Below are 19,057 nucleotides of genomic sequence, written 5' to 3'. Positions count from 1 at the left end.
TATTGCCCACTGCGGAACTTCGCTGGTAGCAACTCTAATGACTCCTTCGGGGCCGCTTCCAACATCTCCCGCCCTGCCCGGTAGAAGCAACATGCAGATCACCACAGGAGGCTGAATCATGCACGATGAAATCATTAATCAGGCCCGCGAAATCCTCCCTCAGCGGCTCAACCATACCGACACATTGGCATCACAGCAGGACACCGCGTACTATCTGGCCCTACAGTGAAGCGCAATGCTGCTATTATCTATTCCCCTATCCACGACACCCCGACCACTGCGTCAGCAGCGCATGCAGTTTAGCCGGCTCCAGAGGCTTGCGCAGCACCAGGTAACCCTCCTGCTCCGCCTCCAGCAGAACCGGTGAATTAAATTCGCCGCTGACTATCGCGCCGCTCATATCCGGCAGACGTTCAAAAAGCGCTTTCAGGATATCGAAGCCGCTTTCGCCCGATCGCAGACGCTGGTCGCACAGCACGGCGAACGGCGTAAAGCCGTCGTCGATTATGGCAAACGCTTCTTCAGCCGAGGCCGCACAGCGTACGTCGATTCCCCAGACGCTCATCAGGCTCTCCCAGGCAGACGTCACCAGCGGGTCGTCATCAACGACCAGGCAGGAACCGTGCAGCGGCGCATAGCGTACCGGCGTGGCGGTGTTGTCAGCGGCGGGCGGGGTGTCCAGCACGCTATCTTCGCCAGCATATTGGATAAAGCGCATCCAGAAGCGTGAGCCTTTACCTTCAATGGATTGCATTCCGTATTTCACCTTCATCAGCTTGGCACAACGGGCAACGACGGCCAGTCCCAGCCCGTGCCCGGCGCTGTCGATCTTCCATGCCAGCTCGGGGCGGTAGTAAGGTGAGAAGATTTTGCCCTTCTCTTCATCGGCGATACCGACTCCCGTGTCCCACACCTCCACCATACACTCGTCACCGCGCGGTCGGATGGCGACCAGCACCCCGCCCTGGAGCGTGTAGCGAAGGGCGTTTTGAATCAGGTTAATCAGGGACTGTCGCACCAGCAGCGGATCGCCCATCACGTCGATACGGCGTTTAGGCCGCCGGATGCACAGCCTAAGCGCGCGGCTGTTGGCCTCTTCACGAAACAGCGTGATGACCGAGTCGAGCAGAGCACCGATATCCACTTTGGTCGGGGCAGAGAGGACATTCCCGGATTCTATTTTGCTCAGATCGAGCAGAGAATTGAGCATTAAATGCACCGAGCGAACGCTCTGCTGAAGGTCAAGGAGTTGCGGCGTCAGGCTGTCGTCCCGGTTTCGGTGGAGGATGGCTTCGATCAGAAAGCCCATTGCGTGTACGGGCTGGCGCAGATCGTGACTGGCGGTGGTCAGAAACTGATTTTTATCCAGCAGTGCCTGCTCCGCGTCCTCTTTGGCCTGACGAAACTGTTCCGCAAGGCGTGAGCTTTTTTCCTCAAGCAGCGCTTGCTGAATAAAGAACGCATGGGAAGTTAACGCATGGCGGTAAATCGCGAAGCCGTAAAGCAGATTCAGCATGAGCACGATGAACATCAACTCATCCAGCCGCCAGATAATACCGAGGTTCAGCACCCCCCAGGAGGCGAAGAAAAAACGCGTAAAGGTACTGATGACAGGCGTCAGATGCGTCGCATTGGCGGCGACGATGGCGGCAATGCTGATATTAAGTAACAGGAAAAAGTCAAAATTCTGCGTCTGTGGCGTAATTAAATAGAGTGATGAAATTCCCAGCCCGTGAATAAAGGCAATATTATTAATACGCGGAAGCCAGCGTCGCAGAACGTCCCTTTCACCGTTTTCTTTCGCTTCACGCTGATAGCGTCGGTGCAATATTCGTATCGCCACGGCACATAGCAGATAAATAATTATCCAGATAATCGTTGGGCCGAGGTCGTCCCCAAGCATATAAATCCAGATGGCGAAAGGAATACCAACAAAGGGCACTGCACTAAAGCTGAATACCAGCCGCAGAAAGGTGTTGTTTAGCAAACGGATCTGCGCCGGAGGAGAGATACCATCATTTTGTAAGCTCTGAAAAAACCTCATTCCGACGGTTCCTGCTTGCCATGCAGAAGCGTGATGGCTTCGACCCGGCTGTTAACGCCTATCTTTTTCAATATATTGCTGATGTGTTCTTTGACCGTGGGCTCAGAAATTGAAAGCTGGGCGGCGATGCGTTTATTTGGCAGGCCGCGCATAATCATATTTAACACGTCTATTTGTCGCGGCGTTAAGTTAAATTTACTTAACTTCTCATTATTCGTCTTAACGGAAATTTCGTTTCCCTCAGGAAACCATGTCTGATTATCAGTGAGTGCGAAAACGGCCCGCGAGAACATCTCAGGTGGCTCGCTTTTCAATACAAAACCGTGTCCCCCGGCGGCATTAACTTTGCGCCAGATATCATTATTGTCATCCCCGCTGACCACCAGGAGTCGTACCTGTGGGTAAAGTTGCTTTACTTCTTTGAGTAATTTCAGGGCCGTTCCGGAAGAGAGCCAAAAATCGATTACGAGCAAACGTGGCGGGCCATGATCCCTAATTTGGCGGTAGCAATCATCCTCATTCGTCACCACACACGCCTGCTTAAACTGGCAATGTGTAATCAGAAAATTGGCGATGCCGCTTGCTACCAATGGATGGTCATCAACGACTAACGCATAATTCTGTCCCAAAGGAGCCTCCTTTTACCTTCGCATATCTTAGAGTACAGATGAATTATTATCTACCCACCCTACTTTAGGAGGGTTTTTTCGATTAGGAAAGAGAAATATATTATTCGCTGATTTGGGTAAAAGAAAACATAAATACAATCAGTGAAATTAACTGGTTGGATATCAAGGATAATTTATGAAAAAACCACTAATCGTTTTAACCGTTACGTTGATGCTAGCCGGTTGTTCCACGTTGAAAACCGATCAGGCTATTCCACTCCTACAGGCGGAGACCGCTAAAATGCTGGGACTGGGCTCATCGGATGAAATAACCGTATCCAACGTTAATGGCGCCCAGCCGGACGCACTGGGAGGACAAAAACTCTCTTATCGCGCCACGACAGAAAAAGGGCGTATTTTCGATTGTTCATCGATGATGATGCCGGGAATTTTAGGATCTGCACCGACGCTGAGCGCGCCAACCTGTACACCAGTTGTCACACATAAATAATTAGCACCGCATTAAAAGGCGTACTGAAATAACGCCTTTTACGTTATCTGACGTATCTGAGTTTTCATATAAAAACGATGTTCCTGACATCATGCTAATGAGTACGGAGATAGCCCGTGAATAACTCTTCATCACATTCTTTAGCGGTTAAGACACCGCTTTCCAGACTTTACCTCGCTCTATTTTCCGCGCCGCTGTTACTTTTTTTACCTGCCGATGTCGCGGGTGCAGCCGATGCCTTTTTTGATGGCGAGTCGCGTATTACCGAAACGCTGGGTTACACCGGAGATGTTTATGTTGGACGTAACCAACGCGGAAACCTGCTGATCGATAATGGCAAAATCACCGCCTATAACATCAATATCGGTCGGCTGTTCGACGGCCAAATTTATGAAAGCGTGGTCACGGTCCGTGGGCCAGACGCTGAGCTTAACGCGGTGAACGATCGGTACGTCCTGCGCGGCGACCTGAATCTTGGCCTCGGCACCCTGCGAGTCGAAGAGGGCGCGCTTGCGAGCGCGAAGGAGATCGTTGTCGGCACCACCCGCGGCTACGACAGCCACCTAATCGCCACGGGTGCCGGTTCTCGTGTGACCAGTAATTTTCTTAGCGTAGGCACCGATCTGGGCGCACGCTCTACGCTTGCGATTGGAGACGGCGCTGCGCTCAATACCGCTTACGATGTACGCATCGGCAACGGTACCGGACCGGGTGAAACCGACACGCTGAGCCCGAAAGCCACCGTCATGGGGAGCGGGTCACAGTGGAACGTTGGCCGTACGTTGACGCTTTATGGCGACCTGGACGTGCTGAACGGCGGGGTGGTTAACGTTGGCGGCGTGCAGGTGGCGGGCGTCTCCGGCGCAGGGAAAACCGCCGAACTGGTTATTGCGGGCAAGGACTCGCGCTTTACCAGCGGCAGCAGCGTGAACGTGGGCGATTATGGCAATGGCGTGCTGTCTGTGATTGACGGAGGTTCATTTTCCGCGGGCAGCAATGCGCTAATCGTGGGGACATCGGGTTCCGGCTCGAACCGGGGTGCGCTCATTATCGGCAGCCGCGGCAATATGGACACCGGCACGGGTTTAACTGAGCCAACGCTTGGCACGGCGGGCGGCGCAGGTACCCTCGATGCGAAGACGGCAATCAGCCTGCGTGGCGGACTGTTCGGCAGCTATGTCTACTTCAACCATACCGACGGAAATTACCTCTTCAGCAACACGATGAGCGGTGAAGGTGATGTGATCAATACCTCCGGGCAGACGACGCTGAACGGCGATCTTTCCGCACTCAAGGCGAACGTAACCGCGCGGGGCGGTAAAGTCATCATTGCCAGCAATATTAATACCCAGCCAGAAGACGATATCTTTGACGTCCAGACCCTTAGCGCGGAGAACGGCGGTACGCTGATCCTCAACGCGACGGCGGGTTCAGACGTCAGCAACGGGGTGGGTTACAGCAGTGCCGCGTCAATCAAGTCCGGCGGCACGCTGGGCGGCAACGGGACGCTGGGCCAGACTGAGATCCTGTCCGGCGGACATATCTCGCCCGGCGACGGCAATATCGGTACGTTGACGCTGAAACGCTATCTGAACTTTATCGGCGAATCCTTCTATGACGTGGATATCGCAGGAGATGGCCCCAGCGACCAGCTACTGGTATCGGGCAAAACCACCATCAGCAATCAGGCTAAGGTACAGGTCACCGCGCTGGATCCGCAAACCAGCTATAAAACGGGCCAAAGCTACCGCATTTTGACCTCCGACGGGGGAATCGACGGTGAGTTCGCCGGAGCGATCTCCAAATCCGCCTTCCTCGACGTGGCGCTTAAGCAAAGCACCAACGCCGTCGATCTGACCATCGCGCAGAAAGAGACCGGTGGCGAGAATCCTGGAGGAGAAAACCCCGGAGGCGAAAACCCTGGCGGTGAGAATCCTGGCGGTGAAAACCCAGGAGGAGAAAATCCTGGCGGTGAGAATCCTGGTGGTGAAAACCCCGGAGGTGAAAACCCGGGCAGCGGCAAGCCGGGCATTTTCCAGACCGTGGCCCAAAGCAGCAACCAGTGGAATACCGCTGGCGCGCTCTCCACGCTGACGCAAAGCGGCCCGTCGCTGGCGCTGTATAACTCGCTGCTTCTGCTAAGCGCACCGGAAGCGCGCGAGGCGTTCAACCAGCTTTCTGGTGAAGTTTATCCGTCAATGCAGTCCAACCTGATCGCTGGCAGCACGCAGGTGTTTAACGTGTTAAACCAGCGGATGCAGCGCGCGTTTGATAACGACAGCCTGCCGATACCACCGTTAGCCATGTCGCTGGTGCAGCAGCCGGAGCCGCAAAACAATGGCGTCTGGGGCCAGACCTTCAGCTCCTGGAGCCGAAACAGCGGCGACGGTAACGTGGGCAAGCTGGACGGCAACACCACCGGCTTCCTGCTGGGGGCAGATCGCAAACTGGCGGACCATAACGTGCGTGTCGGCGGCTACTTCGGCTACAGCCGGGGTGATTATGACGTCGACAGCCGTCGCTCCTCAACGGATACCGACAACTATCACCTTGGTCTGTATGCGGCGGGTCAACAGGATGCGTTCTCCCTTCGCGGCGCGCTGGGTTACACCTGGCACAAGATCGAAGGCGAGCGCAATGTTGATTTCAGCGGCTTCTCGGATCGGCTGAAGTCAGATTACGACGCGAACTCCCTGCTGGCGTTCACCGAAGCGGGCTACCGTTTCGGCCAGCCAGACAGGAATATTGAGCCGTTCGTCAATTTATCGTACATCCGGCTGCATACCGACAGCTTCAGGGAAGACGGCGGTGCCGCTGCGCTGAGCGTCCGTAACGAAACGATGAACACCTTCTATACGACACTCGGGTTGCGCGGTGTGACCGAGTTGCCGAAGCACGTTAACCTCTACGGTTCGTTGGGCTGGCAGCACGCCTATGGCGATAAGAATACCTCTTCGCGCATGGCGTTTGCGGGCAGCGACGCGTTCATTACTCAGGGACAGGCCGTGGATGAGGATGTGATTGTCGGTGATATCGGCGTGAGCGTACAGCTGTCGCGTGCTGCGACGCTGGATGTGGGTTACCAGGGACAATATGGTGCGGATACCCGCGTCAACTCTGTTAACGCCAATCTGCGCTGGTCGTTCTGAATTATTTCCATTAAAAGAACCCGCCCTCGTGGCGGGTTTCTGCTTTTGGCTTCTGACGAAGCTAGGGATCGTTCCCAACCACGTCCAGCAGTTTGTTTTTAAAGATAAACAAACACGCCTCGTTGAAGTTACCTGCTCCTAACCGCTCCGACAGCACCGTTCGCTTGCGATAGAGGCTTTTAACCGACATATTCAGCTTATCTGCAATCTCTTCCATTGACCTCCCTGCCTTCAGCAACCTGATCATTATCGCTTCGTGTCGACTCAGCCGTAAGTTAAGCAGCCATTTGGTTGTCAGACGCCTGCCTTTCATATCAAGCACCAGATTGAATAACGACGCCATATCCGGAGCCGTAAGCGACGTGTTCATAAACAGCTTCATACTGAGAAGATCCTCCTCTCGAGGACGCATATCCAGCATAACGCAGCAGATCGTTTTTCTCGTTCTGGCCGGATGGCGTATCAGGTAATCATATAAACGGAGCGGCGTACGGCTATCAATCAGTACAGTATATTCATTTGCGTCGGTATCAAATATGTTTCTGTCTATCGAACTGAGGCAAATTATATCCGGGAAAAATAGCCGCATCCCCCTGACAAGGAAACAATCCTGAGTCACTAACACTATTGAAGTCGCCACTAACCATCCCTTTTAGATTAAAGCAAGCCCGCCTCTTAAGAAACAAGAACGCTTTCGTTTATAGCGTTTTACATTAACGGCAAATGTTTTCTGGCTTTGATCATCCCTCAATATGACATTGGTGAGCTAGACTTTTTGTAGACTATCACTCAATGCCTGGCGTTAATTATAAATAAAAAAGAATTTCAGAAAAGTCACTTCTCTGAACATTAAGAATTTTTGTCATGAAACTTCCCAAACATGCACCAGAAAGTACTTTAATTAACTCAGCAGAACTTCATTTCTAATATAAAAAAACAGGAAGCAGCAAAAGAAAAAACATTTAACATCAATCAGTTAAAAAGAACAATCCTGCACTGAATTATGTAAAAAACTTACTTCTTCCAGAATTATCTCAAAACCTCCCAGCCGCTTTTCAACTTATTTATCCCCCAACATATCGGGTGTACATTAAGCCCAATCAGACCACTGAGATGAGGGCTCATAATTACCTTTAAGTAAGTACCCCATAACGTAGCATCATTCAGATTTAATGTTCTCCTTTATGCCCTTTAACACAGAGTTAAAAGGCGGCCGTGTTATGCAATGGATTCACGATAAACAAATGGCAAATAGATATGGAAAGATCGCTTAGCTTCACTACGTTATTCTTTTATCGCACCACAATATTATTGCTCCTGCTTTTACTCTTTCCTGTTCTGGTTCAGGCTGATGAATCCGTTTATGAGCATCAGATACAACAGGCACGTAACGGTAATTACGCTCTGTTTCTTGATTACCTACAGCGCTATGAGCAACAGCATGCTTTAACACCCGGACAGGTTGCGGACTGGTTACAGGTAGCCTCCTGGGCAGGACGCGATGATGAGGTTATCCGGGTCTGGCAGCGTTATGGTATTTATATGCCGCTGCCCGCTCGCGCCATCGCTGCCGTCGCCCAATCCAGAAGAAACCAAAAAGCCTGGCCATCCGCCTTATCGCTGTGGAAAGAGGCGCTCAGCCTTGCGCCAGATAACGACGATTACCGCATCGGCTATGTTAAGACCCTGGCCGATGCCCGCGGAGATCGCCTCGCGCTTTCGGAAGCCCGGCAGCTGGTTAAGGACGATCCTTCTCCCGCGCACCTTGAGACGCTCTCCTATGTCTGGATGCGCCAGGGAAAAAACGGGGACCGGCTGCTGGCGGACATGCGCGCACTGAACGCCGCTCCCGGGAATAATGCCCTTCTTCGCGAGACGATCGATGCGTTAACGGAAAACCGGGTAAGCACGCCTGCACTCTGGCTGTCGCAAAGCGCGGCGATGTCTCCCGCGGAGCGCCGCCGCCTTGAGCGTAACGCCGCGGCTGAAAGGGTACGCCTGGCGGATGTGCCTGGCAGAACGGAGAAAGAGCGCCTGCGGCTGGCACAAAACGCGTTAGATCGCTATCACGCCCTGCTTTCCCGCTGGCAAAACGAACCGCAGGCGGCTGAAGACGTCGTCCTTGCACGTATCGATCGGCTTGGCGCCCTGTATGCGCAGGGTAATTACCGGCAGGTCATTAGCGAATATGAGGCGCTGACGGCCGCACAGCATCCGGTACCGGACTGGGCCATCGGCTGGGTGATCTCGGCATATTTGCAGGAGAAAAACACCGTCGCCGCCTTCTCGCTTGTGCAACGCTATCCACACTACGCCTCCGATCCGCAGGATGAGGAGCATGCGCTTTTCTACGCCTGGCTGGATACGGGGCAGTATCAGACCGCCCGCCGCTACGTTGAGCGCGAGACCCGCAGCGTTCCCTGGACCCGCTACGATTTCGGATCCCCGACCGCTCAGCCGAACGATCGGTGGCTCACCGGACAGTCTCTCAAACTTAACTATTTGCTGGCGACCAACGCCCTGCCGGAGGCCGAAAAGCTGTCGTATCGTCTGGCGTCAACGGCGCCGGGAAATCAGGGGTTACAGATTGATTATGCCGCCCTGCTTCAGGCCAGAGGCCTGCCGCGCGCGGCCGAGCAAAAGCTTAAACGAGCAGAGGCGCTTGAACCCGCGAATCTGGAGCTTGAAAAACAGCAGGCTTACGTCGCAATGGACCTTCAGGAGTGGCGCCAGATGGATTTACTGGCTGCTGACGTAATTGCTCGCGCCCCCGCCGATCGCAGCGCCCGTCGCCTGGACAGACTCAGTGCGGTCCACCATATGTCTGAGCTGCGTCTGAACGCGGGTAAAGGATTGCACTCAGATAACCCCGTCAGCGGTAGCCACGACATGAGCTGGGACGCCACGCTCTATGGCCCGCCCGTGGCGGATAACTGGCGGCTGTTTGCCGGCGCCCGCTATGCCCAGGGGAATTTCGACGAAGGTAAAGGCATCAGCCGCCACCTGCTGGGCGGCGTTGAGTGGCGCCCCCGTGACCTCACGCTCGAAGCCGAGCTCTCCAGCAACCGCTATCACGGTACAAACAGGCCGGGCGCACGGCTCTCAACAACCTACAGCCTGAGTGATCACTGGCAGGTCAGCGGTAACCTCGAACGCTTGTCACACGCCACACCCTTACGGGCATTACGCAATGGGATCAGCGCCAACCGGGGTGAAGGTGGGGTGCGCTGGTATCAAAACGAGCGACGTGAATACCAGTTCAACGCCGCCGTCAGCCGCTTCTCAGACCACAACCGCCGTCAGGAATACACCCTCTCTGGGAAAGAGCGTCTCTGGCAGACCCCGACCCTGACGCTGGATCTCGAACCGGGGATCGCCGCCAGTAAAAACAGCCTGCGGAATACGCTCTATTACAACCCGGTACGGGATCTGTCCGTGACGGCTGCCCTGTCCGTTGACCATGAGATGTACCGCCACTACGACACCCTCTGGAGCCAGCAGTTCGTGGCAGGAGGGGGCAGCTACTGGCAGAAAAATCAGTCCGCGGGTGCCGTTACCCTGCTGGGTTACGGGCAACGCATCCAGTGGAACAACGTTGTCGATACTGGCGTGATGCTGAACTGGGATAAGCGCCCTTACGACGGCAAACGCGAGAGCAATCTCTCCGTCACGTTAGATGCGACTTTACGCTTTTAAGGATGAATATGCTGAACACACGTTTTTCTGTAAGCCTGATCGTCATCGGCTGGCTCTGCCTCAGCGCGAGCCTCTGCGCGCAGCCGCTCTCCTTTATGGCCCCTGAAAAGAGGCCGCAGCTGGAGGCCAGCAAACCCTGGCCGGAGAATCAGTTTCTGGTCCTGGCCTACCACGACGTTGAAGATGATGCCGCCGATCAGCGCTACCTCTCCGTTCGCACCAGCGCGTTAAACGAGCAGATAAGCTGGCTTTTGCACAACGGCTATCACGCCATCAGCGTGCAGGACATTCTGGATGCGCATGAAGGGAAAAAAGCGCTGCCGCCGAAAGCCGTTTTGCTCAGCTTTGACGACGGCTACAGCAGCTTTTACACCCGGGTCTGGCCTCTGCTTCAGGCCTGGAACGTTCCTGCGCTGTGGGCGCCGGTGGGCAGTTGGGTGGATACGCCGGCAAATCAAAAAGTTAACTTCGGCGGTCTGATGACGCCCCGCGATCGCTTTGCCACCTGGGATATGGTTCGCGAGCTCAGCCAGTCCCCGCTGATTGAGATTGGCTCGCATACCTGGGCCTCACATTACGGCATTCCGGCCAACCCGCAGGGAAGCCGTGAACCCGCCATCGCCAACCGTTTTTTCGATAACGCGACGGGGCATTACGAAACCGATGAACACTTCAACCAGCGGATCGCCGCAGACGTACGCAAAGTCACCGATAAAATCACCCAGGTGACGGGAAAAGCGCCGCGTGCCTGGGTGTGGCCCTATGGGGCTGCCAACGGTACGTCGCTCGCTATCGCCCAAAAACAGGGCTATCAGTTGGCCTTTACCCTGGAGGACGGGCTGGGAAACGTGCGCGACCTCGGCAACATCCCGCGCCTGCTGATCGCCGGAAATCCGTCGATAAAAACCTTTGCCAACACGGTTAGCCGCGTTCAGGAGTTTGACCCGGTGCGCGTCATGCATGTTGATCTCGATTACGTCTACGATCCCGATCCGGCCCAGCAGACGAAAAACATCAACAAACTCGTCCAGCGGGTCTACGACATGAAAATCAGCCATGTGTTTCTCCAGGCGTTTTCGGATCCGCGGGGCGACGGCAGGATCGGCGCGCTCTATTTCCCCAACCGCCGGCTTCCGGTCCGGGCCGATCTCTTTAATTTTGTCGCCTGGCAGCTACAAACCCGCGCGGGAGTGAAAGTCTTCGCGTGGATGCCGGTTCTCTCTTTCGATCTCAGTCCAGCCTTGCCGCGCGTGCAGCGCCGGGATCGTCAAACGGGAGAGTTGACCGTGGCCGCCGAGCTCTATATCAGGCTCTCCCCTAGGAGTCCGCAGGTTCGCCAGCAGGTGACGGAGATCTATGAAGATCTGGCCCGCTATGCCAGCTTCAATGGCATCTTATTTCATGACGACGCGGTGCTGACGGACGTTGACGATGCCGGACAGGACACGACCCGACAGAAGAGTCAGCGACTTATCGGCTTTACACGCACCCTGAGCCAGGCGGTGAAAAACATCCGTGGCCCGCAGATCAAAACCGCGCGGAACATGTTCGCGTTGCCCATTCTCGAGCCGGAAAGCGAGGCATGGTTTGCGCAAAATCTCGATGATTTTCTGGCGGCCTACGACTGGACGGTGCCGATGGCAATGCCGCTGATGGAGTCCGTCCCGGCAGAAGAGAGCAATGCCTGGCTGACGCGTTTAGTCAAAGCCGTCGCCGCACGCCCCGGCGCGCTGAATAAAACGATTTTTGAGCTACAGGCCAGGGACTGGGCACAGAAACCGCAGCGTGCCGTAGCCGATGAACGTCTGATGGAGTGGATGCGGGTGCTCCAGCTGAACGGCATCAAAAATTACGGTTATTACCCCGACGACTTCCTCAACAACCAACCTGATATCTCACGTATCAGACCTGAATTTTCTTCGTACTGGTATCCTGACAATGACTGATCGCATTATCGCCTTCTCTATTTTGTGTCTGGTATTCGGGTTGCCGTTAGGCGTAGCCGCGCTGTTTACCGGCGAACTGATTCTGGACTTTGTCTTTTTCTGGCCGCTGTTTATGTCCGTGCTCTGGGTAACCGGCGGCCTCTATTTCTGGTTTCAGCTTGAACGGCACTGGTCGTGGGATAACGCAACACCCGCCCCCGCCTTAGCCGGTGAGCCGTTAATCTCGATTCTTATTCCCTGCTTCAATGAGGAACGCAACGCACGGGAGACCATTAGCGCCGCGCTGGGTCAGCGGTACTGGAATGTGGAAGTTATCGCCATCAACGACGGTTCTTCTGATAACACGGCGGAGGTACTGCAACAGCTGGCGCGAGAGCAACCGCGCCTGCGGGTGATTAATCTCGCGGAGAACCAGGGGAAAGCCGTGGCGCTCAAGGCCGGCGCTGCGGCGGCCCGGGGCGATTTGCTGGTCTGCATTGACGGCGACGCCCTGCTCGACCGCGACACCGCGGCGTATCTGGTGGCACCGCTGATTCAGTATCCCCACGTTGGGGCCGTCACCGGGAATCCGCGTATTCGCACGCGCTCAACGCTGATTGGCCGCATTCAGGTGGGCGAGTTTTCTTCCATTATTGGCCTTATCAAGCGAACGCAGCGGATCTATGGCCGGGTCTTTACCGTCTCCGGCGTCATCGCCGCCTTTCGCCGACAGGCGCTGGCGGATGTCGGGTACTGGAGCCCGGACATGATCACAGAGGATATCGACATAAGCTGGAAGCTTCAGCTTCGCCACTGGGATATCTTTTTCGAGCCGCGGGCACTGTGCTGGATCCTGATGCCGGAGACGCTAAAGGGGCTGTGGAAACAGCGTCTGCGCTGGGCGCAGGGGGGGGCAGAGGTGTTTCTGGTTAACCTGCGCAAGATGGCCCGCTGGGAGCATCATCGCATGTGGCCCCTGTTTCTTGAGTACGCGCTATCAACGCTGTGGGCGTTTGCCTATGGGGCAACCGTGGTGTTGTTCATTCTCAGCCATATTATCCCTCTTCCCGCGAACCTGGCCGTTGCGAGCCTGTTTCCCCCGGCGTTTACCGGGCTGCTGCTGGGTGTGATGTGCCTGCTGCAATTCCTCGTCAGTTTGTATATCGAGCGGCGCTACGAGCGGAAAGTGGCAGGCTCGCTGTTCTGGGTAATCTGGTTCCCGATGGTGTACTGGATGATTGGCCTGTTTACCACCCTCGTGGCATTTCCGAAAGTCATGCTTAAACGTAAACGCGCCCGCGCGCGCTGGATCAGTCCGGACCGGGGTAAAGGGAGCATTCAATGAACGAGAATACGTTAATTTTGACTGAACAGCGGCTGGCACCGCGTCTTTTCGATGCCGCATTAACGCTGATAGCCTGGGGAGGATTCCTGTTTTTCCTTTACGCCAGGCTGTGGATGCAGTTAACCGAGGAGGGCGATCACCGCTGGAGCGTGATTATCGCCTCTTTTAATACGGTGCTGGTCTATCTGCTGATTGCCGCGTTCAACGGCTGGCTGCTGATCCTGTGGTATCAGTACAATCGCCGCCGCGCGCATGTGAGGCGGCGTCATCCGGAAATGTTGCGCCATGACGAGCTTGCCCAAAGTTTTAACGTCACGCCGCAAATTATGTCCGAGATGAGCCAGTACAACCTGCTGACGGTTTACCATGACCAGATTGGCCGGATCATTGATTTGAAGATCAGCGAGCAGCAGGAAGAGGAAGAGCAGTAATGAAACGCCCCCGCAACATGCCCTGCGGGGGCGTTTTTATAACAGGGAGACGTTATTTATCTTTCACCACAATCAGCGGTTCAATATCGCTCTCTTTCTTCACCACCAGCGAGTCATCCCCGCGCAGACAGGTTCCGCCATAGTTCCCGCCCACGGTAAAGGTGCAGACCTGAATGTATCTGCCGTCAACTTTCGGCAGGCACCATAGCTGCTGGTAGATATTTTTGCGGTCAACAAACTTGCCGCTGGACTGGTCCAGCAGTTCGTCCTGGGCGCCGATCAGATCGATATTGCTCCCGCAGCGTCCGGCGATCGGTTTAACGGCATAACCGGTCCGTTTGAGCAGATCGTTGACCTCAAAATCGGTATCCAGCAGGTAACGGTGGTTCGGGAACAGCTGCCACAGCACCGGCAGGATCGCCTTGTTACCTGGGATCACCGTCCACAGCGGTTCAAAGACCAGCACTTCCGGGCGCAGCAGGACGTCAATCAGGCGGACTTCACCTTGCGGGTGACCGGTGCGGATAGGCACGGCGGCGTACTCGGTTTCGCTCACCTCGCGGATCTGCTCAATCGCCGTTTCCCACGCCCAGGTTTTCCATACGCAGTTGACGTGACGGCCTTCATCATCAATCAGTTGCCCGGCGGCATCCCAGCTCAGCGCCCCCAGTCCATGCAGGATTTTGGTTTCAAACCCGGCCTGGATCAGCGAGCGCTGAATAAAGAGCGCGTGGTAATCCTCTTCGGTATCGTTGTCCTGCATGATATGGACGAACGGCCGAGCGTGGCTGTGCTTCCATGCGCCGGTTAGCTCCTCCAGCAAGCCTTCCGCCGGATTGTGGCCGGTGCCGCGATAGCCGTTTTTCACCCACTCTTCAAGAATGAGCCCGCCCTCGGTATGGCAGGAGGCGGAATCCGCGTTGTACTCGTAAACCTTGATGCCGCGTTCATCCATGCAGAAATCCATACGACCGGTGATCATATGGTGACGACGCCACTGCCAGGAGAGACGCAGACGCGGCCAGAGAATTTTCGGGATGTCGAAAAGCGCGAGTAAGCTGTCGTCTTTCAGCACCTTGTCGGTGGCATGAAGGTACATCAGATGCAGTTCGTTGGTGGCTTTGATCAGCTCCTGCTCGGCGCTTTCGGTAATGGTGAAGTACTGGCAGGGATCGTTGTTGATAACGTGGCCGTTGGCGCGAACGTACGCCTGTTGCAGGGCGTCGTTTTCATTGAGCCATTTTCCGTCGAACTGACGGTTGTTCTTCAATCGCGCGCCGCTGATTTTCAGCAGTTCACCGTCGATCTCCGGCTGAGGAATACTGTGTTCCGTCTCCTCCGTCTGGATCATCCACCCGAGGATCTCGGTATCGTTGAACGTGTCATGAAGCGTATAGCAACCGTCCTCCACGCTCAGACGCAGCTCGCGCGTCCACTGCTGCCCCATCGGCAGCGGGGAGTGAATAACGTTCTGCTCGGCAATGCGCACTCTGTCATCCAGCAGCTGGGTAATGACGGCGACGTGGCCGGTTTCATGAAACTCACCGCCCTTTTGCCAGATGAGCAGCGCACCGGCCTGCGGCGCGCGTTTTGAGCCATTAGCAAAGGCCTGTAGCGGCAAAATATTGTCGTTTACCACCTGGCGCAAAAAACGCAGGGAGAAGATCTCCCACGCCATCCCGACGTCGGTAAAAACAAACCCGTGATTGAGAAACAGGAAACGGCGCGCAAACTCAACGCACTGCCATTTATGGCCCATGTATTCGTTGCCGATATAGCTGCGGAATTCCGCGTCTTCCGGGTAGTGACGCGGATCGAGACTGCCGTAATTTGAAGAGTAAATCGCCACGCCACCCGGCGCATAACCTAATAACGTCCCGAAGGGTGCGTCACTGCTTAACGTTCCTTTACGCATGTGTCCAACCTAAAACAGGCAGGCGGCAATTTTTTTGTGGGGTTGTCGTCGTCTGCACGTTGTAATTAACTGACAGAGGTGGCGTTATCATACACCCGCCCTGCCCATTACGCTCGCATCGTTAAACGGTTCCTGCATCTCCTGCTACACTGCCTCAACACAACACCAAAAAGGCAGGCCAACATGTCAGATAACACCTATCAGCCACCGAAAGTGTGGGAATGGAAACAGAATAACGGCGGCGCGTTCGCCAACATCAACCGTCCCGTCTCGGGCGCGACGCATGAGAAAGAGCTACCTGTGGGCGCGCACCCGCTCCAGCTGTACTCTCTCGGTACGCCGAATGGACAGAAAGTTACCATCATGCTGGAAGAGCTGCTGGCGCTGGGCGTGACGGGCGCGGAATACGACGCATGGTTGATCCGCATTGGTGAGGGCGATCAGTTCTCCAGCGGTTTTGTCGACGTGAACCCGAACTCGAAGATCCCGGCCCTGCGTGACCACTCCACCACCCCGCCGACGCGCGTCTTTGAATCCGGCAATATCCTGCTCTACCTGGCCGAGAAATTTGGTCACTTCCTGCCAAAAGATCCGGCAGGACGAACGGAAACCCTGAACTGGCTGTTCTGGTTACAGGGCGCGGCCCCGTTCCTCGGCGGCGGTTTTGGCCACTTCTATAACTACGCACCAGTGAAGATTGAGTACGCTATCGATCGCTTCACCATGGAAGCTAAACGCCTGTTCGACGTGCTGGACAAACAGCTGGCGCGCGGTCGTTACGTAGCGGGTGAGGAATATACCATTGCGGATATGGCAGTCTGGCCATGGTTTGGCTGCGTGGCGCTGGGCAGCGTGTATAACGCCGCCGAGTTCCTGGATGCCGGGAAGTACACCAACGTGCAGCGCTGGGCAAAAGATGTGGCGAATCGTCCGGCCGTTAAACGCGGGCGCATTGTTAACCGTACCAACGGCGAACTGAACGAGCAGTTACATGAGCGTCATTCAGCAAGCGACTTCGATACCCAGACGGAAGATAAACGTCAGGGTTGATCCATGACCGGGCGGTTCGCCGCCCTTCTTCCGCGATGAGAAAAATGCGTCAGCACGCGTGCGCAAGGAGCCTCGTATGTCAGACCAGACGCTAAAAGCGACCCGACAGCAGAGTCTTATCACCTTGCTGAGTAAAAGCGACTGGCTGACTACCGATGTGCTGGCTGAAAAGCTCTCCGTCAGCAAAGAGACGATCCGCCGGGATCTGAAGTCGTTGCAGCAGCAGGGGAAGCTTCTGCGCCAGCACGGGCGTGCGCGTCTGATTCACCCGGACAGCCGCGACAGCGGTGAACCCTTTGGCGCACGCCTGAAAAGCCATTATGCCGACAAAGCCGATATTGCCCGCCACGCGCTGGGCTGGATCAGCGAAGGGATGACCATCGCCCTCGACGCCAGCTCAACCTGCTTTCATCTGGCGCGCCAGTTGCCGGACATCGACCTCACCGTATTTACCAACAGTCTGCCTATCTGCCACGAGATGGCAAAGCGCGAGCGGATCACGCTTATCTGCTCCGGCGGAACGCTTGAGCGTAAGTATCGCTGCTATGTTAACCCGGCGCTGGTGACGCAGCTAAAAGGGCTGGAGATCGATCTGTTCATCTTCTCGTGTGAAGGGGTCGATGAGCATGGCGTCCTTTGGGATCCGTCCGAGCACAACGCGGGCTTTAAGGCGCTGCTGTTAAACCGCGCCAGCCAGTCGCTGCTGCTGATCGACAAAAGTAAATTTATGCGGGCAAGTGAAGTGAAAATTGGTCAGCTGTCGCAGGTGACACAGATTATTCAGAGCGATAAACGTCAGGCCGCCAGAGACGGCCTGACACGAGAGGTTACGCGGTGAGACGGAATTTCTGCACTGAGCGCTGGAGTTCTTCGGTCTGCCGTTCAAGTGCGGCGGCGGCGGCGGAAACCTGCTCCACCAGCGAGGCGTTCTGCTGGGTCACGCCGTCCATCTGCGTGATGGCAACGCCGACCTGAGAAATACCTTTGCTCTGCTCCTCTGACGCGGTGGCGATCTGCTTCATAATGACGGTCACTTCCGTCACGTCGCGCAGGATCGCTTCCATCGTGGTGCCGGTATCGTTCACCAGCTGCGCCCCATGCTCCACGCGGGCAACGGAATCTGCAATCAGCCCTTCGATCTCTTTTGCCGCATTCGCGCTGCGGCTGGCCAGATTACGCACCTCACCCGCCACGACCGCAAAGCCCCGCCCCTGCTCCCCGGCCCGGGCCGCTTCCACCGCGGCGTTCAGCGCCAGAATATTGGTCTGGAAGGCGATGCTGTTGATGACGGTAGTGATTTCAGCGATTTTTTTCGAGCTGTCCGAAATGCCGCTCATGGTTGTGACCACATCTTCCACCAGCGAGCCGCCGCGGCTGGCCGTACTGGAGGCGACATCCGCAAGCTGGCTGGCCTGGCGCGCGCTTTCGGCGTTCAGCTTCACCGTTGCGGTTAGCTGCTCCATGCTGGCCGCGGTCTCTTCCAGCGCGGCGGCCTGCTCTTCGGTACGCGAAGAGAGATCGTTATTCCCGCTGGAGATCTCCGTTGCCCCGCGCCAGATATTCTCGCTGCCGGAACGAATCGTGCTGACCGCTTCCCGCAGGCTGTCCTGCATGGCGCTCAGCAGCGGCACCAGTTGCCCCACGCAGTTGCGGCCAAAGGATTCAATCGGCTGGCTGAGATCGCCCTGCGCAATCTGGCGGAACTGCTGACGGATACGATCCAGCGGTTTTACCAGTATCGCCACCAGGTAGCGGTCGGTGAACAGCAGGATCAACAGACCCACGATCGTGGCGGTGATAATCACCGTCCGGGTCATGCTGGTGAGGCCGTCGACCACCACGCGCGTGCTGTCGAGCGCCTTCGCCGCGGTGTTGTTAAAGTTCTCAGCCGCTGACCCGAATGCACGGCTTAGCGGCGGCGTGACGTTGTTGGCATGCTGACGATAGCCTTCGAGCGTCGCCTGCTTCGCCTGCGCCATCTGCGGCGTCACGCCACGATCGAGCAGCGCCTGCCAGGTGGAAATCACCTGCGCAGACACCTTTTCATCCATCGGGCCCGGAGAGATAGCTTTCATCTCTGCCAGCTTTTTACTCATGTTATCCAGCGCCTGCTGTGCAGGAGCCAGGTCCGGCGTGCCGCCCGCCGCTTTAACTTCCATCGCCCGGCTCAGGCGGGTGACGAAACGGAAATACTGATCGTTGCCCTGGCTCAGCACCGTCATTTGCCGGACCAGCTGGCGGTCAACGTCATTACCATCAGAAACACGAGACAGAGACCAGGTGCTGTAAAGCCCCACGCCTGCCCACATGACACAAAAGATCCCCAGTATCGTCAGCATGACGAAACGGATGGTGAAATTACGAAGCATCTTCATTGAGTATT

The 19,057-nt window shown here is 55.9% G+C and carries 13 protein-coding genes; 8 read left to right on the top strand and 5 right to left on the bottom strand.

Going from position 1 to position 19,057, the window contains the following annotated elements:
- Window positions 1–256: 256 nt before the first annotated feature.
- Window positions 257–2,044 carry a hybrid sensor histidine kinase/response regulator gene (locus O1722_RS03940; protein WP_033487653.1) on the bottom strand — a complete coding sequence of 596 codons (1,788 nt, stop codon included), beginning with the start codon at window positions 2,042–2,044 and terminating at the stop codon, window positions 257–259.
- Complete coding sequence (locus O1722_RS03935; RefSeq protein WP_017692678.1) at window positions 2,041–2,673, bottom strand: response regulator transcription factor; 633 nt, start codon at window positions 2,671–2,673, stop codon at window positions 2,041–2,043. The genes O1722_RS03940 and O1722_RS03935 overlap by 4 nt, the downstream gene beginning before the upstream one ends.
- A gap of 175 nt (window positions 2,674–2,848) precedes the next feature.
- Here O1722_RS03935 and O1722_RS03930 point away from each other — a divergent pair, with 175 nt between their 5' ends.
- Both O1722_RS03930 and O1722_RS03925 read left to right on the top strand, forming a co-directional pair.
- Complete coding sequence (locus O1722_RS03930) at window positions 2,849–3,163, top strand: lipoprotein (protein ID WP_017382737.1); 315 nt, start codon at window positions 2,849–2,851, stop codon at window positions 3,161–3,163.
- 116 nt (window positions 3,164–3,279) lie between these two features.
- Window positions 3,280–6,312: an autotransporter outer membrane beta-barrel domain-containing protein gene (locus O1722_RS03925; RefSeq protein ID WP_100151313.1), complete on the top strand. Its 3,033-nt coding sequence runs from the start codon at window positions 3,280–3,282 to the stop codon at window positions 6,310–6,312.
- Between the two features lie 61 nt (window positions 6,313–6,373).
- Here the strand turns inward: O1722_RS03925 and O1722_RS03920 are convergent, their stop codons facing one another.
- Entirely contained in the window at window positions 6,374–6,901 is a 528-nt protein-coding gene (locus tag O1722_RS03920; protein WP_045324834.1) for a helix-turn-helix transcriptional regulator, read from the bottom strand.
- A 668-nt stretch (window positions 6,902–7,569) separates the two neighbouring features.
- On the opposite strand from O1722_RS03920, the gene pgaA reads away from it, so the two are divergent.
- The 4 genes from pgaA to pgaD are packed head-to-tail and all read left to right on the top strand — an operon-like array spanning window position 7,570 to window position 13,709.
- Window positions 7,570–10,008 carry a poly-beta-1,6 N-acetyl-D-glucosamine export porin PgaA gene (gene pgaA, locus O1722_RS03915; RefSeq protein WP_033487656.1) on the top strand — a complete coding sequence of 813 codons (2,439 nt, stop codon included), beginning with the start codon at window positions 7,570–7,572 and terminating at the stop codon, window positions 10,006–10,008.
- An 8-nt stretch (window positions 10,009–10,016) separates the two neighbouring features.
- Window positions 10,017–11,954, top strand: a complete 1,938-nt coding sequence (gene pgaB, locus O1722_RS03910; RefSeq protein WP_033487657.1) for a poly-beta-1,6-N-acetyl-D-glucosamine N-deacetylase PgaB — start codon at window positions 10,017–10,019, stop codon at window positions 11,952–11,954.
- The gene (gene pgaC, locus O1722_RS03905) at window positions 11,947–13,278 is read left to right on the top strand and encodes a poly-beta-1,6-N-acetyl-D-glucosamine synthase (protein WP_015571860.1); all 1,332 of its coding nucleotides are present in this window, start codon (window positions 11,947–11,949) and stop codon (window positions 13,276–13,278) included. Before pgaB ends, pgaC begins: the two co-directional genes overlap by 8 nt.
- Window positions 13,275–13,709 carry a poly-beta-1,6-N-acetyl-D-glucosamine biosynthesis protein PgaD gene (gene pgaD, locus O1722_RS03900; RefSeq protein WP_032655018.1) on the top strand — a complete coding sequence of 145 codons (435 nt, stop codon included), beginning with the start codon at window positions 13,275–13,277 and terminating at the stop codon, window positions 13,707–13,709. The genes pgaC and pgaD overlap by 4 nt, the downstream gene beginning before the upstream one ends.
- A gap of 52 nt (window positions 13,710–13,761) precedes the next feature.
- Here pgaD and gss read toward each other — a convergent pair whose 3' ends face one another.
- A complete protein-coding gene (gene gss / locus O1722_RS03895; protein WP_032655021.1) occupies window positions 13,762–15,624 on the bottom strand; it encodes a bifunctional glutathionylspermidine amidase/synthase in 1,863 nt (620 codons plus the stop codon).
- A gap of 183 nt (window positions 15,625–15,807) precedes the next feature.
- On the opposite strand from gss, the gene yghU reads away from it, so the two are divergent.
- Window positions 15,808–16,674: a glutathione-dependent disulfide-bond oxidoreductase gene (gene yghU / locus O1722_RS03890; RefSeq protein WP_003862465.1), complete on the top strand. Its 867-nt coding sequence runs from the start codon at window positions 15,808–15,810 to the stop codon at window positions 16,672–16,674.
- A 76-nt stretch (window positions 16,675–16,750) separates the two neighbouring features.
- Window positions 16,751–17,512 carry an L-fucose operon activator gene (gene fucR / locus O1722_RS03885; protein ID WP_015571863.1) on the top strand — a complete coding sequence of 254 codons (762 nt, stop codon included), beginning with the start codon at window positions 16,751–16,753 and terminating at the stop codon, window positions 17,510–17,512.
- Here the strand turns inward: fucR and O1722_RS03880 are convergent.
- Window positions 17,502–19,049: a methyl-accepting chemotaxis protein gene (locus O1722_RS03880; RefSeq protein ID WP_017382744.1), complete on the bottom strand. Its 1,548-nt coding sequence runs from the start codon at window positions 19,047–19,049 to the stop codon at window positions 17,502–17,504. The genes fucR and O1722_RS03880 overlap by 11 nt on opposite strands.
- Between the last annotated feature and the right edge of the window lie 8 nt (window positions 19,050–19,057).

The sequence above is a fragment of the Enterobacter cloacae complex sp. HYC003_NIDB genome (assembly GCF_056673375.1).
The sequence above is the reverse complement of the archived record's forward strand: the minus strand, read 5'-3'. Positions and strand labels throughout refer to the sequence as shown.